The organism is Hydrogenophaga sp. L76, assembly GCF_057654755.1.
In genome coordinates this window covers 2,408,121-2,433,924 of the sequence record NZ_CM172807.1, presented here as the reverse complement: position 1 = coordinate 2,433,924, position 25,804 = coordinate 2,408,121, and the positions used below count along the sequence as shown (strand labels likewise).

The 25,804-nt window shown below is 64.9% G+C and carries 22 protein-coding genes; 13 read left to right on the top strand and 9 right to left on the bottom strand.

The window, feature by feature from the left end:
- Positions 1–106: 106 nt before the first annotated feature.
- The 5 genes from AC23D4_RS11645 (at position 107) to AC23D4_RS11625 (ending at position 5,400) form a co-directional block, all read left to right on the top strand.
- Positions 107–979 (top strand): chromate resistance protein ChrB domain-containing protein, encoded by an 873-nt coding sequence (locus AC23D4_RS11645; protein WP_472887710.1) that lies wholly within the window; start codon positions 107–109, stop codon positions 977–979.
- A complete protein-coding gene (gene chrA, locus AC23D4_RS11640) occupies positions 976–2,340 on the top strand; it encodes a chromate efflux transporter (protein WP_472887709.1) in 1,365 nt (454 codons plus the stop codon). The genes AC23D4_RS11645 and chrA overlap by 4 nt, the downstream gene beginning before the upstream one ends.
- 238 nt (positions 2,341–2,578) lie before the next feature.
- Positions 2,579–3,712, top strand: a complete 1,134-nt coding sequence (locus AC23D4_RS11635) for a 3-deoxy-7-phosphoheptulonate synthase (protein WP_472887708.1) — start codon at positions 2,579–2,581, stop codon at positions 3,710–3,712.
- A gap of 212 nt (positions 3,713–3,924) precedes the next feature.
- Complete coding sequence (locus tag AC23D4_RS11630) at positions 3,925–4,995, top strand: hypothetical protein (RefSeq protein WP_472887707.1); 1,071 nt, start codon at positions 3,925–3,927, stop codon at positions 4,993–4,995.
- 84 nt (positions 4,996–5,079) lie between these two features.
- Positions 5,080–5,400 carry a hypothetical protein gene (locus AC23D4_RS11625; protein ID WP_177132091.1) on the top strand — a complete coding sequence of 107 codons (321 nt, stop codon included), beginning with the start codon at positions 5,080–5,082 and terminating at the stop codon, positions 5,398–5,400.
- 14 nt (positions 5,401–5,414) lie between these two features.
- On the opposite strand, the gene mpl is transcribed toward AC23D4_RS11625, so the two are convergent.
- Positions 5,415–6,896, bottom strand: coding sequence for a UDP-N-acetylmuramate:L-alanyl-gamma-D-glutamyl-meso-diaminopimelate ligase (mpl, locus tag AC23D4_RS11620; RefSeq protein WP_472887706.1), 1,482 nt, complete (start codon positions 6,894–6,896; stop codon positions 5,415–5,417).
- 90 nt (positions 6,897–6,986) lie between these two features.
- Between mpl and AC23D4_RS11615 the strand changes: the two genes are divergently transcribed.
- The 7 genes from AC23D4_RS11615 (at position 6,987) to AC23D4_RS11585 (ending at position 13,625) form a co-directional block, all read left to right on the top strand.
- Complete coding sequence (locus tag AC23D4_RS11615; protein ID WP_472887705.1) at positions 6,987–7,604, top strand: hypothetical protein; 618 nt, start codon at positions 6,987–6,989, stop codon at positions 7,602–7,604.
- Complete coding sequence (locus tag AC23D4_RS11610; RefSeq protein WP_472887704.1) at positions 7,601–8,128, top strand: TlpA disulfide reductase family protein; 528 nt, start codon at positions 7,601–7,603, stop codon at positions 8,126–8,128. Before AC23D4_RS11615 ends, AC23D4_RS11610 begins: the two co-directional genes overlap by 4 nt.
- Positions 8,129–8,406: 278 nt before the next feature.
- Positions 8,407–8,871 carry an acetyl-CoA carboxylase biotin carboxyl carrier protein gene (gene accB / locus AC23D4_RS11605; protein WP_472887703.1) on the top strand — a complete coding sequence of 155 codons (465 nt, stop codon included), beginning with the start codon at positions 8,407–8,409 and terminating at the stop codon, positions 8,869–8,871.
- Positions 8,872–8,882: 11 nt separating this feature from the next.
- Complete coding sequence (gene accC / locus AC23D4_RS11600; protein WP_305280408.1) at positions 8,883–10,232, top strand: acetyl-CoA carboxylase biotin carboxylase subunit; 1,350 nt, start codon at positions 8,883–8,885, stop codon at positions 10,230–10,232.
- Positions 10,233–10,377: 145 nt separating this feature from the next.
- On the top strand, positions 10,378–11,262 hold the full coding sequence (gene prmA / locus AC23D4_RS11595; RefSeq protein ID WP_472887724.1) for a 50S ribosomal protein L11 methyltransferase: 885 nt from the start codon (positions 10,378–10,380) through the stop codon (positions 11,260–11,262).
- 81 nt (positions 11,263–11,343) lie between these two features.
- Positions 11,344–12,720 (top strand): DUF3426 domain-containing protein, encoded by a 1,377-nt coding sequence (locus AC23D4_RS11590; protein WP_472887702.1) that lies wholly within the window; start codon positions 11,344–11,346, stop codon positions 12,718–12,720.
- 17 nt (positions 12,721–12,737) lie between these two features.
- A complete protein-coding gene (locus tag AC23D4_RS11585) occupies positions 12,738–13,625 on the top strand; it encodes a carbohydrate kinase family protein (protein ID WP_472887701.1) in 888 nt (295 codons plus the stop codon).
- A 71-nt stretch (positions 13,626–13,696) separates the two neighbouring features.
- Here the strand turns inward: AC23D4_RS11585 and AC23D4_RS11580 are convergent, their stop codons facing one another.
- From AC23D4_RS11580 to AC23D4_RS11545, 8 genes are all read right to left on the bottom strand, one after another.
- On the bottom strand, positions 13,697–14,281 hold the full coding sequence (locus tag AC23D4_RS11580) for a histone (RefSeq protein WP_487623740.1): 585 nt from the start codon (positions 14,279–14,281) through the stop codon (positions 13,697–13,699).
- Positions 14,282–14,499: 218 nt separating this feature from the next.
- Complete coding sequence (locus AC23D4_RS11575) at positions 14,500–15,666, bottom strand: ribonucleotide-diphosphate reductase subunit beta (RefSeq protein ID WP_472887700.1); 1,167 nt, start codon at positions 15,664–15,666, stop codon at positions 14,500–14,502.
- 143 nt (positions 15,667–15,809) lie between these two features.
- Positions 15,810–18,701: a ribonucleoside-diphosphate reductase subunit alpha gene (locus AC23D4_RS11570; RefSeq protein ID WP_472887699.1), complete on the bottom strand. Its 2,892-nt coding sequence runs from the start codon at positions 18,699–18,701 to the stop codon at positions 15,810–15,812.
- Positions 18,702–19,138: 437 nt separating this feature from the next.
- The gene (gene ampD, locus AC23D4_RS11565) at positions 19,139–19,762 is read right to left on the bottom strand and encodes a 1,6-anhydro-N-acetylmuramyl-L-alanine amidase AmpD (RefSeq protein ID WP_472887698.1); all 624 of its coding nucleotides are present in this window, start codon (positions 19,760–19,762) and stop codon (positions 19,139–19,141) included.
- Positions 19,752–21,221, bottom strand: a complete 1,470-nt coding sequence (locus tag AC23D4_RS11560; protein WP_472887697.1) for a sigma-54-dependent transcriptional regulator — start codon at positions 21,219–21,221, stop codon at positions 19,752–19,754. Before AC23D4_RS11560 ends, ampD begins: the two co-directional genes overlap by 11 nt.
- Before the next feature lie 19 nt (positions 21,222–21,240).
- Positions 21,241–23,037, bottom strand: a complete 1,797-nt coding sequence (locus AC23D4_RS11555; RefSeq protein WP_472887696.1) for a sensor histidine kinase — start codon at positions 23,035–23,037, stop codon at positions 21,241–21,243.
- Positions 23,038–23,067: 30 nt separating this feature from the next.
- Entirely contained in the window at positions 23,068–23,307 is a 240-nt protein-coding gene (locus tag AC23D4_RS11550) for a PP0621 family protein (protein ID WP_472887695.1), read from the bottom strand.
- A 143-nt stretch (positions 23,308–23,450) separates the two neighbouring features.
- Positions 23,451–24,251, bottom strand: a complete 801-nt coding sequence (locus AC23D4_RS11545) for a cytochrome C assembly family protein (protein WP_472887694.1) — start codon at positions 24,249–24,251, stop codon at positions 23,451–23,453.
- 177 nt (positions 24,252–24,428) lie between these two features.
- On the opposite strand from AC23D4_RS11545, the gene ffh reads away from it, so the two are divergent.
- Positions 24,429–25,799, top strand: a complete 1,371-nt coding sequence (ffh, locus tag AC23D4_RS11540; RefSeq protein WP_472887693.1) for a signal recognition particle protein — start codon at positions 24,429–24,431, stop codon at positions 25,797–25,799.
- Positions 25,800–25,804 lie beyond the last annotated feature (5 nt).

Sequence of the window (25,804 nt, the reverse complement as noted above, 5' to 3'; positions counted from 1 at the left end):
CGGTTTGATATCATTTGTTCATCGGGAAAAACAGCCTCCCGAGTTCCTTGCGGAATAGACGGTTTTCGTCCAAGTGCTGGCCACCACCTGATGTGGAGTGCCAACCATGGAAACCGTCGACACAAATCCCTCACACGCTGTCAGTCCTGCCGCGTTGGCGGCGCTGCTCGGGCAACCCGACACCCCCTTGATTCTCGACGTGCGGCGCCCAGAACGCTTCGCACAGAGCCTGCACCGGCTGCCGCTGTCCCAGCATGTGGCACCGGATGCGCTGGTCGGCTGGATGCAGCACAGACCGCCAGAGGCGGTGGTGCTGTATTGCGTGTACGGCCACGAAGTCAGCCAGAACGCCGCAGCGCAGTTGCGTGCTGCGGGCTGGGACGCGCGCTACCTGCTGGGGGGCATCGAAGGCGGTGAGCCCGGGGTGGATGCCCCCGACCTGCTGGCCAGCTGGCAAGTCACGCCAGCACCGCGGCTGCGCCAGCGCCCGGATCTGGGCGCTACCGGCGTGGGCCGTTCGCGCTGGATCACGCGCGAGCGCCCCAAGTTCGACCGCATCGCCTGCCCCTGGCTGGTGCGCCGCTTCATTGACCGCGAGGCCGAGTTCTTGTTTGTGCCCACGGGCGAGGTGCTGGAGCAGGCCGGGCGCCTGGACGCCATCGCCTTCGACCTGCCCGGTGCGCCCATTTCGCACGAGGGCGAACGTTGCAGCTTCGACAGTTTGCTGGGCGCGTTTGGCCTGGAGCTGCCCGCGCTTCAATCGTTGGCCCACATCGTGCGCGGGGCCGACATCGACCGCCTGGACCTGGCCGCTCCCGCAGCGGGCTTGCTGGCGGTATCGCTGGGCATGTCGCGCCGCCACGCCGACAACGATCAAGCCATGCTGGAGGCCATGATGCCGGTGTACGACGCGCTCTACGCCTGGTGCTGCGATCAACTGGGCGGCAACGCAGAAACCCACAACTGGAGACCGGCATGAACACCGCGCGCACCGTGAATTTCCGGGAGGCCTTGCGTTTCTGGTTCAAGCTGGGTTTCATCAGTTTTGGCGGGCCGGCGGGGCAGATCGCCGTCATGCACCGCGAGCTGGTGGAGGAAAAGCGCTGGATCAGCGAGCAGCGGTTCCTGCACGCGCTCAACTACTGCATGCTGCTGCCCGGGCCGGAGGCGCAGCAGCTCGCCACCTACATCGGCTGGTTGCTGCACCGCAGCTGGGGTGGTGTGGTGGCCGGCGTGCTGTTCGTGTTGCCCTCGCTGCTGATCCTGATCGGCCTGAGCTGGGTCTATGTGGTGTACGGCCAGGTGGCCTGGGTGGCGGGCCTGCTCTACGGCATCAAGCCGGCGGTGGCGGCGCTGGTGCTGCAGGCGGTGCACCGCATGGGCGGCAAGACGCTGCGGCATCCCCGGCGCGCGCCGCTGCTGTGGGCCGTTGCGGTGGGCAGCTTTGTGGCCATCGCGGTTTTTTCGGTGCCCTTTCCGGCCGTGGTGCTGGCGGCGCTGGCGCTGGGCTGGCTGGGCGGGCGCTGGGCGCCGGCGCAGTTTGCGCGCGCCGCCAGCGGGCACACCGCCGCGGTGACCGATGGCGTCCACGTGCTGGCGGTCATCGACGACCACACGCCCACTCCCGCCCATGCGCGCTTCAGCCGCGCGCGGCTGGTTCGCGTGCTGCTGACGGGGGCGGCTTTGTGGACGCTGCCCATGGGCGCACTGGTGGCCTGGCAAGGCTGGAGCGGCACGTTGCCTGCCATGGGCTGGTTTTTCACCAAGGCGGCGTTGCTGACCTTCGGCGGCGCCTATGCGGTGTTGCCTTATGTGTACCAGGGCGCGGTGGTGGAGCACGGCTGGTTGCTCGGGCCGCAGATGATCGACGGTCTGGCGCTGGGCGAAACCACGCCGGGGCCGCTCATCATGGTGGTGGCCTTCGTGGGCTTTCTGGGCGGCTGGGGCCAGCAGGTGCTGGGGCCGGACGCGCTGTTCCTCGGCGCAGCCCTGGCTGCGGTGGTGGTCACCTGGTTCACCTTTCTGCCTTCGTTCGTCTTCATTATGGCGGGTGGCCCGCTGGTGGAGCGCACGCACGGCAGGCTGCATTTCACCGCGCCGCTGACCGCGATCACCGCGGCCGTGGTGGGTGTGATCGCCAGCCTGGCGCTGTTCTTCCTGGCCCATGTGGCCTATCCGGCGGGCACCGCTGCGAACGGCTGGATGCGACCGGACTGGGTGGCGCTGGTTCTGGTGGCGGTGGCTGCGTTGGCGCTGATCCGGTTCCAGCAGGGTGTGATCCGCGTCATCGTGGCCTGTGCGTTGATGGGTTGGGCGCTGCGTGGCGTCGTCTGGGCCTGAAGTTGTCGGCGGGGTGTAAGACGCGTGTCAAGCCGCCTGTGCTACATTCCAAACTTATGCAACAGCGCTTCGCTTTCGGCTTTTATTTTTGGTTCTCAGTCCCCGGCGGACGAGAGGCGAAGCTGTAAGCGCATCACCGAATCTCGAAAAAACCGCCGGAGCCACAAGCCCGGCGGTTTTTTTTGTCCCTGTTTTTCTTCTTCCGTTTTCTTCGCAACCCCCACCGAGGAGCTCCCCGATGACCGCCAAAGCCACCCCCGCCAGAGCCGATGCCTGGCATTCGCGTCCCGCCGACAAGACCAGTCAGACCGACGACGAACGCATCAAGGACATCACCGTGCTCCCGCCTCCCGAACACCTGATCCGCTTTTTCCCCATCGGCGGCACGCCGGTGGAGACCCTCATCAGCCAGACGCGCAAATCGATCCACAACATGCTGCACGGACACGACGACCGCCTGCTGGTGGTGATTGGTCCCTGCTCGATCCATGACCCGGCCGCAGCGCTGGACTACGCGCGCCGCCTCAAGCCCTTGCGTGAGAAGTACGCCGACACGCTGGAGATCGTGATGCGCGTGTATTTCGAAAAGCCACGCACCACGGTGGGCTGGAAGGGGCTGATCAACGACCCCTACCTGGATCAGAGCTTCCGTATCGACGAAGGCCTGCGCATCGCGCGCCAGTTGCTGATCGAGATCAACCGCCTGGGCCTGCCGGCCGGCAGCGAGTTCCTCGACGTGATCTCACCGCAGTACATCGGTGACCTCATCAGCTGGGGCGCCATCGGCGCGCGCACCACCGAGAGCCAGGTGCACCGCGAACTGGCCTCGGGCCTGTCGGCACCGATCGGCTTCAAGAACGGCACCGACGGCAACATCCGCATCGCGACCGACGCGATCCAGGCGGCGGCGCGTGGCCACCACTTCCTCTCGGTGCACAAGAACGGCCAGGTCGCGATCGTGCAGACCAACGGCAACAAGGACTGCCACGTGATCCTGCGTGGCGGCAAGGCGCCCAACTACGACGCCGGCCACGTGGCCGCGGCGGTCAAGGAGCTCGAAGCCGCCAAGCTCGCCCCGCGCCTGATGGTGGACTGCAGCCACGCCAACAGCAGCAAACAGCACGAAAAGCAGCTCGATGTGGCGCGCGACATCGCAGCGCAAATCGCAGGCGGCTCGCGCAGCGTCTTCGGCGTGATGATCGAAAGCCATATTGAAGCCGGCTCACAGAAATTCACCCCCGGCAAAGACGATGTCAGCAAGCTGGCCTACGGTCAGAGCATCACCGACGCCTGCCTGGGCTGGTCCGATTCGCTGGAGGCGCTGGAGGTGCTCTCTGAAGCCGTGCAGGGCGCACGCCAGCTGAAGTCTTGATGCCGGGTTGGGGTGCCCTGGCGCATCCCGGCGTTGGTCAAGTCCTGTGTCGAACTGGACAGACTTGTGCAGTTTGCACGCCACGGACCGTTGTCGCCGTTCAAGGCCCTTGGTATTCTGGTCTCCGTGTCGGTGAGGAAAGCTGTAGCACCTTCTTGCGTCCGCGCGCACAGCGGACCGGGAGGCCAGGCCAGAGGTCATGGGGAGTTGGCGTGGAGCAACCGGTTTTGCGTCTGGGTCTGTTGGGATTTGCCGAACCGGTGGGCCTGCGGCTGCAAGCCTGGGCCGCCCAGGTGCATGAAGGCTGGCCGCAGTGGCGCAGTTGCGACCCCCATCTGGCCGACGCCTGGATGATCAATGGTGCGTCGGTCGACGTGCTGGGTCGGGACGAGGTGGTCATCCACCACCCGTTCGGCAGTAGCGAGCGCCTGACGCTCAACCGTGCCGAGGTGGATCGACCGCTCGCCTTTGCCACGCCCTTGCCCGAGGGTTTTGCCTCGGCCGAGTTTTTCGAGGCGGACGACGAACAGAGCGTGCGCCAGCGCCTGCAGCGTTTTGAAGCCTGGCTGCGGCCTCTGCGCAGCCAGTTTGCACTCGGGGCCGAAGTGGTGAAGCGCAACGGTCTCTACAAAAACGGGGTGCACATCGTGCACGACGGCAAACTGCTCGCGGTGATCGACTTTGAGCGCTGGGTGACCGGTTTGCTGATCCCGGCCCGTCCGGTGGATCTGGCCATGGCCGAGTGGGTGCAGCGCCCCGGGTTGTCGCGCGACATCCCGTCATCCTTCATCCGGCTGCCGTTGCACCGGGTCATGTGGACCTACGCCGTGCGCACGCGCCTGGATGTGTTGCCGGAGCGCTACCGCGAGAAGATGATCTATTTGCGGCGGGTGCCGCACGTGCCGGCGCGCTGGTTTGACCAAGTGCACCTGCTCATCATGCGAGAGCTGCTGGCGATCCCTGCCTGCTTTGACGTGCTGAGGGAGCGCACCGGCATCGAAGCGTACGAGTTGGCGCACCATCTGGCGGTGCTCTACCACGCGGGTGGTCTGACCACGGACGCCGACAGCGCGCGCCGGGCCGAGCCCGCTGCGCGGCGCGCGATGACAGCTTTGCAGTTCGATCAGAACGATCAAGAGAACGATCTGCGTTCGCGTGTGGGACTGACCGAACAGATGCCGCCCTCCAGCATTCTGCGCGAGGCGCCGCACTCGCCTTTGCGCGTCTCGACCGCGTCCGCACCTTACGGGGATGGGTCACCACCAACACCGGAGCGGTCCTGAGGGGTGGATGCTGGGCAGCCTCGACGCGCCAAGGCACAATCAGGTCTGACCATGACCCAAGATCCACACCGAGGAGTTGTCCGTATGCGCAGCCAAGTCACCGTGACCTGGGGTGAAACATCCACCTACCGCTTTGACCTGGAGGAGGTGCAGCCCATGCCGCACGACCAGGCCCGATCCTGGCTCGACGAACAGTTCACCACGCTGGGGTGTGAGCCGATCCGCCTGACCGGCAAGGTGCTGACGGCCGACAAGGTGTTGTGTGTGGCGCAGGCCGCGGGTGAAGAGCACTTTCGCGAAGCGGCCCACCGCGAATGGGCCATGACGTTCGCCCGTGCCACCAGCGCCGCGCTGGCCAAGCCGGTGGTGTCTGTGGATCTGGTGACGCAGTCGCTCGGCTACTGAAGCACCGCGCCGTTTCAGGCCGTCCCGAGGGCTGACAGCAGGCGGGCGTGGATGCCGCCAAAGCCGCCGTTGCTCATGCAGACCACGTGGTCTCCGTCGCGTGCGGTGGCCACCACTTGAGCCAGCAGTTCATCGATGGAGCGGGCCACTTGGGCACGTTCGCCCATGGGTTGAAGGGCTTCCGCGGCATCCCAGTCGAGACCACCGGTGTGGCAAAACGCCAGATCGGCCGAATGCAGGCTCCAGGGCAGTTGGGATTTCATGGTGCCCAGCTTCATGGTGTTGCTGCGCGGCTCGAACACCGCGAGGATGCGACCGCCCGACGTGAGCTTCTGATCCAGGCGGCGCCTCAGACCGTCCAGCGTAGTGCGAATGGCGGTCGGGTGGTGGGCAAAATCGTCGTAGACCGTGATGGCGCCGCCCGGTCGGGCGACGGTGCCACGCACTTCCATGCGGCGGCGCACATTCTCGAACCGGCCCAGCGCATGGGCCGCTGCGTCCGGCGCAACGCCGACATGCTGTGCCGCAGCGATGGCGGCGAGTGCGTTGAGCTGGTTGTGCACGCCGGTGAGTGCCCACTCCACCCGGGCCACGGTTTGACCCCTTTCCAGCACATCAAAGGCATGGGGTTCGCCAACCGCAGTGAAGTCGCTGACCGCGGCGCCAAAGCTGCGCACCTCGCTCCACAGGCCCTGGTGCAGCACCCGGTCCAGGCTTTCTTCGAGTCCATTGACCACCACCCGGCCCGAGCCCGGCACCGTGCGCACGAGGTGGTGGAACTGGCGCTCGATGGCCTTGAGGTCGTCGAAGATGTCCGCGTGGTCGAATTCAAGGTTGTTCAGGATGGCCGTGCGCGGGCGGTAGTGCACGAACTTGCTGCGCTTGTCGAAGAACGCAGTGTCGTATTCGTCGGCTTCAATGACGAAGAGGGGGTTGCGGGGCGGCTGCGCGCTCTGCTCCGTGTCCCCCGCCCGCGGCGCGGGCTCCTCCTTGATCTGCGCAGAGCGCACAGCCGCCCCGCCACCCAGTCTTGCAGATACACCAAAGTTCATCGGCACACCACCCACCAGAAAGCCCGGGTTCAGGCCGTTGGCCTCCAGGATCCAGGTCAGCATGGCCGTGGTGGTGGTTTTTCCGTGGGTACCGGCCACCGCCAGCACATGGCGACCCTGCAATACATGTTCCGCCAGCCATTGCGGACCGCTGGTGTACGGGGCGCCAGCGTCCAGGATGGCCTCCATCAACGGGAACTTCGGACTTCCATCGGGCAGGCGTCCCCGGCTCACCACGTTGCCGACCACGAACATGTCGGGTGCCAGCGCCATCTGGTCGGCACCGAACCCTTCGATCAGGTCGATGCCCAGCGCCTGGAGCTGGTCGCTCATGGGGGGGTAGACGCCGGCGTCACAACCGGTGACGCGGTGGCCGGCCTCGCGTGCGAGCGCCGCCAGACCGCCCATGAACGTGCCACAAATGCCCAGAATATGAATATGCATCGAGCGATTTTAGGGGGGCCAACCCTGGCGACTGCCAGACCAAAGCCGCCCAAGGCTGCATGGGTGCAGGTCAGCAGGCAAAATGCCCCGATGCAAGCTGATCGATCTGGTCCCACCGCTGAAATGGCCGCCGTGGCCGCGCGCCTCGTGGTGGAAGAAGGGCTCGAATACGCCGCGGCCAAGCGCCAGGCCGGCAAGCAGCTCGGCTTGCCCTCGCGGGGGCTCTGGCCCGACAACGAGATGCTGGATGCGGCGGTGCGCGAGCACATCGCCATTTTTTGTGCCGACACCCAGGCGATCGAGCTGCAGGTGTTGCGGCGGTTGGCACTGGTCTGGCTGGACCGGTTGGCGGGTTTCAGGCCGCACCTGGGCGGCGCTGTCTGGCACGGCACCGCCACCCGGCACAGCGATATCCATATCCAGCTGTTCTGCGACGACCCCAAAGCGGCCGAATGGGCCTTGCTCGATCGCCGGGTGGATTACCACACGGGCACGGTCATGGGCTGGCGCGGCGAGCCGGTGGATGTGTTGTCCCTGCGCGTGCGCTGTGAGGAACTGGGGCAATGGGTGCTGATCCACCTGCTCGTGTACGACCTTGACGATTTGCGTGGGGCGCTCAAACCGGACGGGCAGGGCCGCAAGCCGCGCGGAGACGCGCAGGCCTTGCGCGATTTGATGGCACAAGGAACTGAGGAAAATTCCGCATGAGCATGAATCGACGGACCGCGTGGATGTTGGGCGTGGCAGCGGCCGCAGGCGCGGCCGGGGCCGGGTTTGCGCTGTGGCGTCATCGGCCGCAGCCGGTGTTGTCCGACGCCGAGGCCGAGTTCTGGGCTTCGCGTTTTGAAGACCCCGATGGCCAGCCGCTGGTGATGGAGCGCTTTCGCGGCCAGCCCTTGCTGGTGAATTTCTGGGCCACCTGGTGCCCACCCTGTGTCGAGGAGTTGCCATTGCTCAATGCGTTCTACCGTGAGCACCAGGCACGGGGCTGGCAGGTGGTGGGACTGGCCGTTGACCAGGTGCCTGCGGTGCGCAGCTTCCTTCAGAAGTTGCCGCTGGTGTTTCCGGTGGGCATGGTCGGCTTTGCCGGCACCGAGCTCAGCCGGATCCTGGGCAATCCCGGTGGTGGCCTGCCCTACACCGTCGTGTTCGATTCGTCGGGCGTGGTGCTGCATCAAAAGGTGGGCAAAGTCAGCCAGGCCGATCTGGATTTGTGGGCGCAACTGGCTTGACAGATGGCGCGGGAGGGGGATACTTCCGCTCCAAAAAACGGGCACACATGCCGTTTGTCATGACGACTCAAATCTGGTGGAAAAAGGGATAAAGTCCCATAAATTGCAGCCAAACGTTCTTTTCTTCAGTTTGTTCATGGTGTCATGCGCCTGCGTTCCATGAGATCTGGAATGGAGCGCTTCGTGTACACTGCGACACCCCATTTGGCCAGCTGCATGCATGTTCAAGGGATTTGAATGCAATTGGTCGGATTTGACAGATTTTCGTTGGAGTAATCATGGATCTGAGAAAACTGAAGACACTGATTGACCTGGTGTCCGAGTCGAACGTGTCCGAGCTGGAAATCACGGAGGCCGAAGGCAAGGTTCGCATCGTCAAGAGCGCGCCGGTTGGCATGCACGCCCCGGTGACCTACACCATGGCCCCGGCGGTTCCGGCGCCCACCGTGGCAGCAACGCCGGCGGTCGAGGTGGCGGCAGCCCCCGCCGTCGTGGCGGCCGAACCTGCCGGGCACACCGTCAAATCGCCCATGGTCGGCACCTTCTACCGCTCGTCCAGCCCTGGCGCCAAGGCCTTTGTTGAAGTCGGAGACACGATCAAGGAAGGCGAAACCATCTGCATCGTCGAGGCGATGAAGATCCTCAACGAGATCGAAGCCGACAAGAGTGGCACCGTCAAGCAGATCCTGGTGGACAACGGTCAGGCGGTCGAATACGGCCAGCCCCTGTTTGTCATCGAATAAGCGGCCGGCCCATGTTCAAGAAAATCCTGATCGCCAACCGGGGTGAGATTGCCCTGCGGGTCCAGCGCGCTTGTCGTGAGATGGGTATCAAGGCGGTGATGGTCTATTCCGAAGCCGATCGCGATGCCAAGTATGTGCGACTGGCAGATGAGTCGGTCTGCATCGGCCCGGCGGCTTCGGGGCAGAGCTATCTCAACATGCCCGCCATCATCTCCGCAGCCGAGGTGACCGATGCCGAAGCGATTCACCCGGGCTACGGCTTCCTGTCCGAAAACGCCGATTTCGCTGAACGGGTCGAGCAGAGCGGTTTCACCTTCATCGGTCCGTCGCCCGAGTCGATTCGCCTGATGGGCGACAAAGTCTCGGCCAAACAGGCCATGATCCGCGCGGGGGTGCCCTGCGTTCCGGGTTCGGAAGGGGCTTTGCCCGACGATCCGGTGGTGATAAAGCGCACCGCGAAGGCGGTGGGCTACCCGGTCATCATCAAGGCGGCTGGTGGCGGTGGCGGTCGTGGCATGCGTGTCGTGCACACCGAAGCGGCACTGCTGCACGCGGTGCAGACGACCAAGGCCGAGGCCGGGGCCGCCTTCGGCAACCCCGAGGTGTACATGGAGAAGTTTCTCCAGAACCCGCGGCACATCGAGATCCAGGTGATGGCCGACACGCACCGCAACGCGGTGTACCTCGGCGAGCGCGACTGCTCCATGCAGCGGCGCCACCAGAAGGTGATCGAAGAAGCGCCGGCACCCGGCATCCCCCGCCGTCTGATCGAAAAAATTGGTGAGCGCTGCGCGGCCGCCTGCAAGAAGATTGGCTACCGGGGGGCGGGCACGTTCGAGTTCCTGTTTGAAAACGGCGAGTTCTATTTCATCGAGATGAACACCCGCGTGCAGGTGGAACACCCGGTGACCGAGTGGATTTCCGGTGTGGACATCGTGCGCACCCAGATCGCGGTGGCGGCTGGCGAGAAGCTGCCGTTCACGCAGCGCCAGATCCAGTTGCGCGGCCACGCCATCGAGGTCCGGATCAACGCCGAGGACGCTTACAAGTTCACGCCCTCGCCCGGCCGCATCACCACCTGGCACATGCCGGGCGGTCCGGGGGTGCGCGTCGATTCGCACGCCTACGCCAACTACTTCGTGCCGCCGAACTACGACTCCATGATCGGCAAGATCATTGTGCACGGCGACACGCGTGAGCAGGCCTTGGCGCGCATGCGCACAGCCCTGGCTGAAACCGTGATCGAAGGCATCAAGACCAACATCCCGCTGCACCGCGAGCTGATGGTCGACGCCAGTTTTGTGACCGGTGGAACCAACATCCACTACCTTGAAGAGTGGTTGTCCCAGCGTGAGAGGTAAGCCTCTCCCCCGAAGGGCCTTCGGCGCCTTCCCCTCAGGGGGAAACACCTGCGGCCCGGCAAAGCCGGTTCCGCGGTGTGCTCGGTAAGTCTCTCCTCATTTGTTGAGGTTTCGTTGACTGTTCGAAATTCACCCCATGTCCTCCCTGTATGAGTTGGTCTTGCTGGCCCCTGAAGCCGCGGTAGAGATGGTCAGCGACGCGTTGGTGGCGCTGGACGCCTTGAGCGTCTCGGTGGAAGACGCCGATGCCCTGACGCCGTCCGAGCAGGCGCTGTTTGGTGAGCCGGGCATGCCCGCGCCCAAGGCGGGCTGGAACAGCTCGCGGGTGGTGGCGCTGTTCCAGACCGAAACCGAGGCGCGCGAAGCGGCTGCGTTGCTGGTCGTTCAGGACTTCTTTGAAGGCTGTGAGGTGCTGGGTGTGCAGGCTGTGATCGAGCAGGACTGGGTGCGGCTGACCCAGTCGCAGTTCGATCCGGTGGAGATCACGCCCACGTTCTGGATCGTGCCGAGCTGGCACGAGCCGCCCGCCGAGGCGCAACAGGTGATCCGGCTCGATCCGGGCCTGGCGTTCGGTACCGGCACCCACCCGACCACGCGCATGTGTCTGCGCTGGACGGCGCGACAGGGTGCGCAGGGACAGCGCGTGCTCGACTACGGTTGTGGCTCGGGCATCCTGGCCATCGGTGCGGCCAAGCACGGTGCACGCGAGATCGACGCGGTCGACATCGACCCCGCTGCGGTCGAAGCCACGCAGCTCAACGCCGCGGCCAATCATGCCCAGCTGAATGCGGGTCTGCCCGACCGGGCACTGGGCGAATACGACCTGGTGCTGGCCAACATCCTGGCCACGCCGCTGAAGGTGCTGGCGCCGCTGCTTTGCAGCCATGTGCGCGAGGGTGGGCACCTGGTGCTGGCCGGCATTCTGGCGCGGCAGGCCGATGAACTGAGGGAGGCCTATGCCCCCTGGGTGACTCTGTCCGTCAGCGACGAAGAGGATGGCTGGATCCTGATGACCGCGGTCAAGGCCTGAGGCCTTGTGCGTCGTGATGCCTGACGTCTGCGTCATGATCGGCAGGCCAGTTGGGCATGGCCTGCCTGCAATAATCTTGGCATGAGTTTCACCACCCGTTGCCCGGCCTGCGGAACGATGTTCAAGGTCGTTCCCGACCAGTTGAAGATCTCCGACGGCTGGGTGCGTTGTGGCCACTGCGCCGATGTGTTCGACGCCACGCTGTATCTGCAGACCTGGGAGGCGCCCGAACCCAGGCCGCCGGCACCCGAGCCCGCGCCGGCAGAAGTACCACCCGGAACAACCCCCGTGCACCCGTTCGACAGGGGGCCTGCCTCTGTGCCATCGGAGGCGGTGAATGAGCACCCGATTCACGAACCGCAGAACACGGTCGTCGACGAGGCCATCCCGGAAGCTTCGGTGGTCTGGGATTCGTCAGACGCGGTCATCGAATGCGCCATCGGCCTTTCCGGTCAAACGTCACCAGCAGGGTGGCCTGTGTCGCCCGAAAACGAGGACGGCGACTGGCCGCTCGCGCCGCCAGCCGAGGAATGGTCGCCGCAGCAAGAGGCAGAGGACGCGTTGGCCTGGACAGCACTGCAGGCCCCTGTCGATCCGCCGTTTGACTCGCCCTTTGCACCGCTGGAAGCGGTGCGTGCGCTGGCTGAGCCGGGGCCGCTGGACTTCGAAGGCCGGCTGGAGCAGGCCAACACACCGGAGTCGCCGGCGGTGGCGGGCAGGGATGACGAAGCGGACTTTCAGGCAGAACTGGCGCGGTTCGCCGCCGCGGCGGCCGGAGCTTCACGGGCCGTTGAGGCGGAAGTCAAGGCACCACCGCCTGTGCCATTGCCCAAACCCGAGCGGGTACCGCTGGACGACGATCTGCAGGAGCAGGAGCAGGAGCAGGAGCAGGAGCAGGAGCAGGAGCAGGAGCAGGAGCAGGAGCAGGAGCAGGAGGCAGAGCCCGGCTTTGTGCTGCAGGCCCGACGGCAGGCATTCTGGCATTCCCCGGGTGTGCGCGCTGCGCTGCTGTTGCTGGCTGTGGCTTTGGCGGCGCTGCTCACGGCGCAATGGGCTGTGCAGGAGCGCGATCAACTCGCCGCGCGGCACGCTTCGTTGATACCCCTGCTGAACCTGTTGTGCAAACCCTCGGGGTGTGTGCTGCAGGCGCCACGAGACATTGACGCGGTGGTGATCGACAGCTCGACCCTGGTCCGTCGTCTGGGCAATTTTTACTCTTTCGACCTGGTGCTCAAGAACAGCGCCCTCACGCCCGTGGCCATGCCGGCGCTGGAACTCAGCCTCACCGATGCCGCCGACGCCGTCATCGCGCGTCGCGTCTTTCTGGCAGAGGAATTGCCTGGTGCGCCAGTGGTCTTGCCCGCCCAGGGTACGCAGGCTGTGAGTCTGCGCCTCTCGCTCGCCGAAGGCGGGGCGAGCGCGATGGCGGGTTACCGTGCACTCGTTTTTTATCCCTGAACCCTTCCACTCCATCCATGTCCATCCTCATCTGCGGCTCGCTCGCTTTCGACACCATCATGACGTTTGAGGGCCGCTTCGCCGAGCAGATATTGCCCAGCCAGCTGCACATCCTCAACGTGTCTTTTCTGGTGCCGGGCCTGCGCCGCGAATACGGCGGCTGTGCCGGCAACATCGCCTACGGTCTGCGCCAGCTGGGCTCGCCGGCCGTGCCACTGGCCATGGTGGGCAACGACGCACAGGACTACCTGGATCGCCTGCAGGGGCTGGGGGTGGACATCCGCTGCATCGGCACGACCTCGGACAACTACACCGCCCAGGCCATGATCATGACCGACCGTGACAACAACCAGATCACGGCCTTTCACCCGGGCGCGATGTCCGAGGCCCATGCGAACGCGGTGCCAGCCGACGCTGGCATCCGTCTGGCCATCATCTCGCCCGATGGCCGCGATGCCATGTTGCAGCACGCGCAGCAACTGCACGCCGCGGGTATCCCGTTCGTGTTCGATCCGGGGCAGGGTCTGCCCATGTTCAACGGCGAAGAGCTGACGCAGTTCATCGAGCTCGCGACCTGGGTCACCGTGAATGATTACGAGGGCAAGATGCTCAGCGACCGCACCGGTCTGAGCTTTGAGGCCATTGCGGCCCGGGTCCAGGGGCTGATCGTCACCCTGGGTGAGCACGGGTGTGAGGTCTGGGAGCAGGGTGGCAGGACCCTGGTGCCCGGTGTGAAAGCGGCCGAGGTGCTGGACCCCACGGGGTGCGGTGATGCCTTCAGGGCGGCCTTGCTGCACGGTCTGGCACAAGGCTGGCCGCTGCAACGCTGTGTCGAACTGGGCAACCGCATCGGTGCGGCCAAGATCGCCAGCCGTGGCGGACAGAACTACGCGCTGGCGGACTGATCGCCACGAACCAGAGATGAAAAAGCCCGGCGCTTTCGCGCCGGGCTCGACAAGTCATCGCAGGGATGACTTCAGGGTTTGCTGGACGTCGGGAACGGCCAGGCAGCCTGAGGGTTCAGCTTGGTTTGAGCTGCAGGTGCCGCAGGGGCTGCCGGCTTCTTGGCCGGCTCAGCTTTTTTTGCGGGGGCTGCCTTTTTCACGACGGCTTTTTTGGCCGGTGCAGCTTTCTTGGCCGGAGCGGCCTTCTTCGCTGGGGCTGCCTTTTTCACGACGGCTTTTTTGGCCGGTGCAGCTTTCTTGGCCGGAGCGGCCTTCTTCGCTGGGGCTGCCTTTTTCACGACGGCTTTTTTGGCCGGTGCAGCTTTCTTGGCCGGGGCGGCCTTCTTCGCTGGGGCTGCCTTTTTCACGACGGCTTTTTTGGCCGGTGCAGCTTTCTTGGCCGGAGCGGCCTTCTTCGCTGGGGCTGCCTTTTTCACGACGGCTTTTTTGGCCGGTGCAGCTTTCTTGGCCGGGGCGGCCTTCTTCGCTGGGGCTGCCTTTTTCACGACGGCTTTTTTGGCCGGTGCAGCTTTCTTGGCCGGAGCGGCCTTTTTAGCTGGAGCGGCTTTCGTTGCCGGAGCGGCCTTTTTGGCCGGGGCCTTTTTCGCAGTTGCCATTGTTTTCTCCTTGATCAAGTTGCAAAGAGCACTTCAGTCGGTCGTTGTGCCGAAGAAGTGATTCAAGGCCCTGGGGTCGTGCGGATGCATCCACGGATGACCCCAAAGCGTTGAATCCTGTGACAAAACCCTGACCCCAACGCTAAGGCGCAGGAAGCAGGGTTCTGAATGTTCAAAAAACATGTGATGGATGGTTGCGGCCCCGGGTGGTGACGGTGTCAGTCCCAGGAAAGCGCTCCACCAGACTGGTATTCGATCACGCGGGTTTCAAAGAAATTGCGTTCCTTTTTGAGATCGATCATTTCGCTCATCCAGGGGAACGGATTTTCTTCGTTCGGAAACATGGGCTCCAGGCCAATCTGCGTGGCGCGACGGTTGGCGATGTAGCGCAGATAGCCTTTGAACATGGAGGCGTTCATGCCGAGCACGCCGCGCGGCATGGTGTCTTCGGCGTAGCGGTACTCCAGTTCGACCGCCTGCATGAAGAGCGCCTTGATCTCGGCCTTGAACTCGGCTGTCCACAGCATCGGGTTCTCCATCTTGATCGCGTTGATCAGATCGATGCCGAAGTTGCAATGCATGGACTCGTCGCGCAGGATGTACTGGTACTGCTCGGCGGCGCCGGTCATCTTGTTCTGGCGACCCAGCGCGAGAATCTGCGTGAACCCGACGTAGAAGAACAGGCCTTCCATGAGACAGGCAAACACGATCAGGCTCTTGAGCAGGGTCTGATCGTTCTCGGGTGTGCCGGTGGCGAAGGCCGGGTCCATGATCGCTTCGATGAAGGGGATCAGGAACTCATCCTTGTCGCGGATCGACTGCACTTCGTTGTAGGCGTTGAAGATCTCGGACTCGTCCAGGCCCAGCGACTCCACGATGTACTGATAGGCGTGCGTGTGGATCGCTTCCTCGAAGGCCTGGCGCAGCAGGAACTGGCGGCACTCGGGCGCCGTGATGTGGCGGTAGGTGCCGAGCACGATGTTGTTGGCAGCGAGTGAGTCGGCGGTGGTGAAGAAGCCGAGGTTGCGCTTGACGATGCGGCGTTCGTCGTCGGTCAGCCCGTTGGGATCTTTCCAGAGCGCGATGTCTCGGCTCATGTTCACTTCCTGCGGCATCCAGTGGTTGGCGCAGGTGGCGAGGTATTTTTCCCAGGCCCACTTGTACTTGAACGGGACCAACTGGTTGACGTCGGTCTTGCCGTTGATGATGCGCTTGTCGGCTGCGTTGACGCGGTGTGTGCTCGGCGTGGCTGCTTTGGGTGCAGCGAAAGCGGGGGCCGAATTTGCCGCAGAGGACAGTGACGCTTGCACACCCGGCATGTGAGGTGGCAGGGGAATCGATGCGGGCTTCGAGGAGGGAGTAACTTGATCGTCCCAGGTCAACATAGTGGTGTCCAATTCAACGGATTATCGAAGTGTCGGCATGAAATGCAAAGGACTCATGCGCGTGGTGAATGTTTTGTGTTGCGGTGTCGCATCGAATGCGCGACCTTCAACACCACAGCACACACACGCATCACCGGCAGCGCTCACTGGCAGGCTTCACAACCGGGGTCGTCGATCGCACAAAACTTGATGTCGGTGGCGGGCTCTGCCGACATCGAAGTCGCAACGGGTGCGACCATCGAAGCATCGTTGCCGTGTATCGCTACGGCGTTGAGCTGACCGGTGCGCCCCGTTGATTTTTCAGCCTGCGTGGCAGAGGTTGTGCGCAGGTAGTAGGTGGTCTTGAGGCCGCGCAGCCACGCGAGCTTGTAGGTGTCGTCGAGCTTCTTGCCCGAGGCGCCGGCCATGTAGATGTTCAGGCTCTGCGCCTGGTCGATCCACTTCTGGCGCCGCGCCGCGGCTTCCACCAGCCACAGCGGTTCCACTTCGAAAGCGGTGGCGTACAGCGCTTTCACTTCTTGCGGCACGCGGTCGATGGAGCGCAGCGAACCGTCGAAGTGTTTGAGGTCCATGACCATCACGTCGTCCCACAGGCCCAGCCGCTTCAGGTCTTTCACCAGGTAGCCGTTGATGACGGTGAACTCGCCCGACAGGTTGGACTTGACCGAGAGGTTGCCGAAGCAGGGCTCGATGGACGCGTCCACGCCGATGATGTTGGAGATGGTCGCGGTCGGCGCGATCGCCACGCAGTTGGAGTTGCGCATGCCGTCGGTGGCGATCTTCTGGCGCAGCGCATCCCAGTCCAGGCTGCTGCTGCGGTCCACGTCCACATAACCACCTCGCTCGTGCGCCAGCAGGTCCAGTGTGTCGGGCGGCAGGATGCCCTGGTCCCACAACGAACCCTTGTAGCTGGCGTATCGGCCGCGCTCCCTGGCGAGTTCGGTGGAGGCCCAGTAGGCGTGGTAGCAGACCGCTTCCATCGAGCGGTCGGCAAACTCGACCGCGTCGTTGGAGGCATAGGGGATGCGCAGTTCGTACAGCGCGTCCTGGAAGCCCATGATGCCGAGACCGACCGGGCGGTGGCGCATGTTGGAGTCGCGTGCTTTCTTGACGGCGTAGTAGTTGATGTCGATCACGTTGTCGAGCATGCGCATCGCGGTCTTGATCGTCTTCTGCAGCTTCTGATGATCAACCCCACCATCTTTCAGGTGCATGAGCAGGTTGATCGATCCGAGGTTGCAGACCGCAGTTTCGGTGTCGCTGGTGTTGAGTGTGATCTCGGTGCAGAGGTTGGAGCTGTGCACCACGCCGGCATGTTGCTGCGGGCTGCGCACATTGCAGGCGTCCTTGAAGGTGATCCAGGGGTGGCCGGTCTCGAACAGCATCGACAGCATCTTGCGCCACATGTCGGTGGCGGGCAGCTTGCGGTAGGGCTTGATCTCGCCGCGGGCGGCCTTCTCTTCATAGGCGACGTAGGCCTTTTCGAAATCGGCGCCGAACAGGTCGTGCAGGTCGGGCACGTCGTTGGGCGAGAACAGGCTCCACTCGCCTTTTTCCATCACGCGCTTCATGAACAGGTCGGGAATCCAGTTCGCCGTGTTCATGTCGTGGGTGCGGCGGCGGTCGTCGCCGGTGTTCTTGCGCAGTTCCAGGAATTCTTCGATGTCCAGGTGCCAGGTTTCCAGGTAGGTGCAGACCGCGCCTTTGCGCTTGCCGCCCTGGTTCACCGCCACGGCGGTGTCGTTGACCACCTTGAGGAAAGGCACCACGCCTTGCGATTCGCCGTTGGTGCCCTTGATGTGTGCGCCCATGGCCCGCACGCGCGTCCAGTCGTTGCCCAGGCCGCCAGCGAACTTGGACAGCAGCGCGTTTTCCTTGATCGACTCGTAGATGCCGTCGAGGTCGTCGGGCACGGTGGTCAGGTAGCAGCTGGAGAGTTGCGAGCGGCGGGTGCCGCTGTTGAACAGCGTGGGCGTGGACGACATGAAATCGAACGAGGACAGGACCTCGTAGAACTCGATGGCGCGCGCTTCGCGGTCGATCTCGTTGAGCGCCAGGCCCATGGCCACGCGCATGAAGAAAGCCTGCGGCAGCTCGATGCGGGACTTGCGCACGTGCAGGAAGTAGCGGTCGTACAGGGTCTGCAGGCCAAGGTAGTCGAACTGCAGGTCGCGCTCGGGCTTGAGCGCCGCGCCCAGACGGGCGAGGTCGAACTGCTGCAGCTTCTCATCGAGCAGCTCGTTCTGCACACCCTTCTTGATGAACTGCGGGAAGTAGTCGGCGTAGCGCGCGCCCATCTCGGTGGAGGGCACTTCTTCACCGATCACCTCCTTGACGATGGTGTGAAGCAGCAGGCGCGCGGTGGCGTAGGTGTAGTCCGGGTCTTTTTCGATCAGGGTGCGCGCGGCCAGGATGGAGGCCTTGTAGACCTCTTCGATCGGCACGCCGTCGTACAGGTTGCGCTTGGTCTCGGCGACGATCGGGTCGGCCTTGACGTCTTTGCCCAGGCCTTTGCAGGCGTCTTCGATCAGGTGCTGCAGGCGGTTCAGGTCCAGCGGCACGCGCTGGCCGCCGTCCATCACGTGCAGCAGGGCTTCGGCGGGCTTCTGCGCTTCTGCCTGATGGGCTCGTTCCTGCGTGCGGCGTTCGCGGTACAGCACGTAGGCGCGCGCCACTTCGTGGTGACCGCTGCGCATCAGGCCGAGTTCGACCTGGTCCTGCACGTCCTCAATATGGAAGGTGCCGCCGGCGGGGCGCGAGCGCATCAGCGCGCGCACCACGTTCTGCGTCAGGGCGTCCACCGTTTCGCGCACGCTGGCCGAGGCCGCGCCCTGGGTGCCGTGCACGGCCAGGAAGGCTTTCATCAGCGCCACCGCGATCTTGCTTGGCTCAAAAGGCACGACCGCGCCGTTGCGGCGGATGATCTGGTACTGGGCAAAAACCGAGCTGGCGCTGTCGGGCATGGCAGCGCTGGTGGCACCAGCGGAAGGCATCGCGGACGCGGTGGCGGATGTGGGGGATTGGGCAGTCAGCATGGTTCCTCTTTCGTTTGTTTTGTGGCGGCGGCCAAGGCGCGCGGTGTCGGATGGCAGCGTGGTGGGGAGGCCGGTTCCGCGACAAATCCGTTGGCTTGATCGGGTTTGAGCAGAAAAATCAAGAGGGTCAAGAGCCAGTTGATCGGGCGACCGCAACGCGCAGAGCACACTATATCTGGTGTGTGGTGGGTGTTCAAGCCACTACCGGTAGTGTTTGTGAAAAAACTGCGACCGACGCGGTGGACCCCTTTCGTCAGACAAAAATGCCTGGGGTCTCCCGAACCGCTGCAACGTCAGCGAACGTCTGGTGACGGCTCAATGAGCCTTGCTGTCGGATTTTTTCTGCAGCAGGGATGCGGGCTGCCGGGAGTTTTGTCGTTGAAAGCGGCGCCCATGTTGCGCTGTGCAAACCACCAGCGTTTGGGAAACTTGGGACCTCAGGGGGTCATGCGGGTAGACGGACGCGTGTCTTGGGGAAAACACGCATCGGCCCAACCCAGATCTTGTTGTAACCGTGTCCAGTCGAAACCGCTGCCTGGGTCCTGCTTGCGGCCGGGGGCAATGTGCTCGTGGCCCGCCACGTGGGCGATCGGGTAACGCCCGCCGAGGCTGGCGCACAAGCGGGTCAGGCAGTCGTATTGCGCACTGGTGAAGGGTTCGCCTTCCTGACCCTCCAGCTCGATCCCGATGGAGTCGTCGTTGCAGTTGCCGCGGCCACGCCAGCAGGACGTTCCGGCGTGCCAGGCGCGTGCATCGGCGTCGACAAACTGCACGAGTTCGCCATCGCGGCGGATGAAAAAATGCGCCGAGACTTCCATGCCACGGATCTGCTGGAAGTAGGGATGGGTGTCCCAGTCGAGCTGGTTGGTGAAGAGTTGTTCCACTTCCGGGCCCCCGTAGACGCCGGGCGGCAGGCTGATGGAGTGGATGACGATCAGGTCGATCCGTGCGCCTTCGGGACGCGGGCCGAAATTGGGCGATGCGCAGCGGCGGGCGGCACCCAGCCAGCCGCCATTCCAGACGGTGGGCGACACGGACAGATCGCCGGCTTCAGGTTTCATCGTCACCGTCTGCGGGGGTGGTGATGCCGAGCCGCTGGATGCGGTAGCGCATCTGGCGCAGGTTCAGACCCAGACGTGCCGCGGCGGCTGTGCGGTTGAAATCGGTTTCCTTCAGCGCCTTGAGCAGAACCTGGCGCTCCTGCTCGTCCAGGTAGGTCTGCAGATCGGCCGGAATGCCTGCGGTCGGTGCCGAAACTGGTGTCGATGCTGCGAACGCTTCGACTGTTGTCGGGCTCTCCGGGCGCAACGCCATGTCGCTCGTATCGCCGAAATCTTCTGCCTGCAACACCGCACCGCTGCTGAGTGCCAACGCACGTTGCAGCAGGTTTTCCAGTTCACGCACATTGCCCGGCAACTCGCAGGTCTGCAGCCACGCCATCGCCGTGCTGGACAACGCGGGTACCGGCTGGCCCGACTCGCTGCAGATGCGTTTCAACAAGGCGTGGGCCAGCTCGGACAGGTCCTCGCGCCGCTCGCGCAGGGCGGGTGTGCGCAGACCGATCACGTTCAGACGGTAAAACAGGTCTTGCCGGAACTCACCGCTCTTGACGAGAGCGGCCAGATCGCGGTGGGTGGCGCTGACCAGGCGCACGTCCACCGCTTCTTCCTGCACGCCGCCGAGTGGGCGCACGCGCCGCTCCTGGATCACGCGCAGCAGCTTGGCCTGCATCTGGAGCGGCAGGTCGCCGATTTCGTCGAGGAACAGGGTGCCGCCCTTGGCCGCCTGGAAGTAACCTTCGCGGTCGTGGGTGGCGCCGGTGAAGGCGCCCTTGCGGGCACCGAAAAACTCGGCCTCGATCAGGTTTTCGGGAATCGCGCCGCAGTTGACTGCGACGAAGGGGCCGGTGGCCCGGTGGCTGCATTCGTGCACCGCGCGCGCCACCAGTTCCTTGCCGGTGCCCGATTCGCCCAGGATCAGCACGGGCGCCATGCTGGTCGCCACTTTTTCAATGCGGTTGCGGATCTGCACCATGCAGCCCGAGGCGCCGACGATGCGTTCGAGGGCCTGCACGCCGGCGGGCGGCGGCGGGGCGCTGCGCGGCATGGGTTCGCCCGAGGGCGGCCGCATCGCGGACGGGTACCGCTGGCTCTGCAGAGCGGCCGTCACCGCGGCACGCAGCTGCTTGAGGTCCACTGGTTTGGTGAGGTAGTCGAAAGCGCCGGATTTGAGCGCTTCGACTGCGTTCTCGGCCGAGCCGTAGGCGGTGATGACGATGCTCTTTTCAGTGCGCAGACCGGTGTTGAGTTCACGCAGCAACTCCAGGCCCAGACCGTCGGGCAGTCGCATGTCGGTGATCAGCACGTCAAAGTGGCGTTGCGCCAGCCACTCCCGGGCCTGGGTGAGGTCGGGGGCGGACACCACTTCATGACCTTCGCGCAGCAACGTCAGTTCGTAGAGGGTGCGCAGGTCCGGCTCGTCGTCGACGACCAGGATGGACGTGGGTGTGGGTGTGGTCATCTATCGGCAGGGGGAAGGGTCACCGCGTGGACAGGGACGGCGGGTCCGCCTGGGAGACGCCGGGGCGGGTCATGCCGGGCACCGAGTCAGCCACGGGGTAGGCTGGGCTTTGTTGTGCGGGCTGCCCGCTCGCTGTCGCGCTGGGCAGGAGCACAAAGAATTCGTTGCCTTCGCGCTGGTCGAGCCGGCTGCGCTGGTAGGCGATCTGCGCCCCGTAGCGCTCGCACAGTTCCCGGCAGATGTACAGGCCCAGGCCGCTGGAGCGGCTCTCCGAAGAAAAGAAGGGCTCGAACAGGTGGCGCAACACGCTGGCCTCCAGCGGTGCGCCATCGCTCCAGACCGACAGGCGCACGCGGTCTGTGCCGCCGGGCTGCGTGATGACGCGGATGGAAGAGCGCTGACCGCTGGCATGGCGCAGGGCGTTGTCCAGCAGGTTGATCAGCAGGCGCCGCAGGTGCTCGGGATCGAAGCTCACATGGGCTTGCGGCGCGTGCAGGTGCACGCCCAGGATGCCCTGAATCTGGTTCTGGCGGTTCCATTCGTGCGTGATCTGGCGCACGGTCGGATCCAGTGGCAGAGCCGACGCGTAAGCCCCGTCCTGAAGCGGTTGGGCGCGCGCCACGTTGAGGATGTCGTCCACGATGCGCGCGAGCCGCTGGGCGTTCTGCTCGATCATGCGCGTGAGCCGCTTCTGCCCGGGTTCGTTCACCTCTTCGTCGAGCAGCGCGTTGGCCTGGGTGATGGCCGACAGCGGGTTGCGGATTTCGTGCGCCACGGCCGCCGACATGCGACCCATGGCGGCCAGCTTCTCGGTGCGCACGCGGGCCTCGACTTCGCGCAGGTCCTCCAGGAACAGCACGCACAGCGCGGCCTGCGTCTGGCCCGGGGTGCGCGTGAGCCGGGTGCGGGCGAAAAACCGGTGCGAGGTGAATTCGTCGATGTCGATGCGCACCTCGGACTCCATGGGGTGCCCGAGCGCGAAGCTCTCGTTCACCAACTGGGACAGCCCTTCCCACCCGTGGCGTGCCGACAGCAGCAGTTTGGCCGCATGGGGGTAGTGCTCGCCCATGAGCATGGCCTTGGCCGCCGGATTGGCGTTGCGCACCACGCCGTGCGGGTCCACCACCAGCACGCCTTCGCTCAGGCTCTCGATCACCAGTTCGTTGACCTGGGCCTGCGTGCGGGCAGCGGCCTGGCTGCTCTGGGCCAGCACCTCTTCCCGGGCGAGTCTCACGGCGAGCTGGTTGGCCAGCAGGGCCACGATGAAGAAGCCCGTGCCCGTCAGACCCGACTGCAGGAAGCGCGAGGTGGACACCTCGCTGAGCAGCGGCGCACTCGCGGCTGCTTCACCGAGCAGGAACAGTGTGACGCTCGCGGCTGTGGCGAGCGCCAGCGTCATCGAACCCATGACCGCCGCCAGCAGGACTGGCAAGGCAAACAGGGGCGTGTAGTTGAGGCCCCCTTGCTGGAAGAACTGCAGCAGGCCGAACACCAGCAGGTCGACGCCAATGGTCAGTGGCCATTGCAGGCTGACCGCTTTCCCGGGGTTGTCGACACGCCACCAGACCATCATGGCCAGCGCAGCGGTGAGGTGCAGCGCGCTGATCAGCACCAGCCAGTCCGGGCCACCGCTGTGGTTGAGCAGCTCGAAGACCTGCAGCGCCAGCAAGACAGCGGCGATGAAGGCACGGGCCCGCATGAAGGCGCGCCACAAACGCTCGAAAGCGTGGCGCCGCTGTTCGCGCCCCAGCGATCCGTGCTCCTCATAGGGGGAGAACCAGGAGGGCGCGAAACTGGGGTGAAGGTCCTGGGCCATGTTCGTTCTTGCCTGGCGCACAGGCCCGTATCAGCTGCCCTGACGCTCGTGCGACGCGCGGTGTTCGGCGCAGCAGTAGGCGCCTCGGGGGCCTTTGATGGCCTCGTTCTCAGGCAGGTGTGCGCCACATTGCAGGCAGGCCACCATGGTCACTGGCGGGAGGGGCTTTCGGGGTGCAGGGGCTTGCGCACGGTCAGCGTCCTGCGAGCGGTTGTTGCGCCAGACCCAGAACGCCACCAGGACCACGGCCAGTACGAGCAGAAATTTCATGTCAGTTTTTCACGGCGCCGAAGCGCCATCCGCATCGCATGAATTGGTTCAACCCAGAGGCACCGCCGGGCCGGCTTTGCCGGACGGCCAGTGCCGCCCCCCTTGAGGGGGGTGACGCGAAGCGGCGCGGGGGGTGTTTCATCCTAGGCACGCTGCAGAACGACTTCGAGAACGAAGCGGGAGCCAGCATACCCGAGCAGCAGAAAGCCTGCGCCGACGTAGAGTGTGCGCACTGCGGTGCGGCCCCGCCAGCCCAGCCGCCAGCGACCGACCATCAAGACGCCCATGGTCAGCCAGGCCAGCACCGAGAAAGCCGTCTTGTGGTCCCAGACCCAGCCGTGGTCGAGCGAGCCCGAAAACCACCAGCCGGCCAGCAGCGTGGCGCTCAGCAGCGCAAAACCGGCCGCCACGAAGCGGAAAGTCAGCCGCTCCAGGGTCAGCAGTGGCAGGGTGGTGTCGGCCGCGGCGCCCAGGCGCATGGACCTTTCCGCCCGCTGCATCATCCAGGCGTGCACCACGGCCACGGCAATGAGCCCGTAGGAGGCGATGCCCAGCGCCCAGTGCAGCGGCAACCAGCTCGACCGCAGGGCCGGGTAGGGCGAGCCGGGGAATACCAGCGCCAGCAGCACCGCCACAGTGCCCAGCACGGCCAGCGTCCAGCGTGCGCGCATCTGGGGATAGAGCCGTGTCTCCACCAGATACACCGTCAGGACCAGCCAGGCGGTGACCGAGAGCGCGGGTGCGAAGCCAAAGCGGGGAGGGTGTTCGAGCAGGCCCGAGGCGAGCACGAGCAGGTGCAGCAGCCAGGCGATGGCCAGCACGCCGCGTGTCTGCGCTGCCGTCAGGCGCGGGTGGGCCCAGGCCAGCACGGCGTACGACAGCGCCGCCACCGCGGACAGCAGGGCGGCGGGCGGGTTCGTCGACAGGGCGGGCAGGAGGTTCATTGGTTCAGCGCGGTACTCAGCAGGCGCCACAGGGCACGGCTAAAATCATCTGCACAGTTTAACGGTCTTGCCCCGAACGAGTTCGCCGGGTACCGGCCAGTCCATCCGGGACGCGCGGGCCTCCCGTCCGACCCGTCGCCACCCTTCCCGGCGCCCACCAGCACACCCGAGCACACCATGGCATCAGCCCTCTCAGACCGCCTCTCACGCATCGTCAAGGAAATGCGCGGCCAGGCCCGCATCACCGAAGACAACGTCGCCGACATGTTGCGCGAGGTGCGCATGGCCTTGCTGGAAGCCGACGTGGCGCTGCCGGTGGTGCGCGACTTCATCGCCCGAGTGAAAGAAAAGGCGCTGGGCCAGGAGGTGATCGGTTCGCTGTCGCCGGGGCAGGCGCTGGTGAGCATTGTCAACCGCGAACTGGCCGCCACCATGGGCGAAGGCGTGTCGGACATCAACCTCGCGGCCCAGCCGCCGGCGGTGATCCTGATGGCCGGCCTGCAGGGTGCCGGTAAAACGACCACCACCGCCAAGCTGGCCAAACACCTGATCGAGAAGCGCAAGAAGAAGGTGCTCACGGTCTCGGGTGACGTGTACCGCCCGGCGGCCATCGAACAGCTCAAGACCGTGACCGCGCAGGCCGGCGCCGAGTGGTTTCCGAGCACGCCCGACCAGAAACCGGTGGACATCGCCCGCGCCGCGATCGATTACGCACGCAGGCACTACTTCGATGTGCTGCTGGTCGACACCGCCGGCCGCCTGGCGATCGACGAAGCGCTGATGCGCGAGATTCAGGAACTGCACGCGGTGCTCAACCCGGTGGAGACCCTGTTCGTGGTGGACGCCATGCAGGGCCAGGACGCGATCAACACCGCCAAGGCCTTCAAGGACGCGCTGCCGCTGACCGGCATCATCCTCACCAAGCTCGACGGCGATTCGCGCGGCGGCGCGGCGCTCTCGGTGCGCAGCGTCACCGGCGTGCCGATCAAGTTCGCCGGTGTGTCCGAAAAGATCGATGGCCTGGAGGTGTTCGACGCCGAGCGCCACGCCGGCCGGATTCTGGGCATGGGCGACATCCTGGCCCTGGTTGAGCAGGTCACGGCCGGCGTGGACATGGCATCGGCGCAGAAGCTGGCCGCCAAGGTCAAGAGCGGTGAAGGTTTTGACCTCAACGACTTTCTCGACCAGATCCGCCAGATGAAACAGATGGGGGGGCTCTCCAGCCTGATGGACAAGTTGCCCAGCGCCATGACCGCCAAGGCCGGTCAGGTGGACATGGACCGCGCGGAAAAAGACATCAAACGCAAGGAAGGCATCATCTGCAGCATGACGCTCAGGGAGCGCAGCAGGCCCGAGCTCATCAAGGCCACGCGCAAGCGCCGCATCGCTGCTGGTGCCGGCGTGCACGTGCAGGAGGTCAACCGGCTGCTCAAGGAATTCGAGCAGATGCAGGGCATGATGAAAAAGATGAAGGGCGGCGGCCTCATGAAGATGATGAAGCGCATGGGTGGCATGAAGGGCATGCCCAAGCTGCCCGGCATGGGTTGACCGAA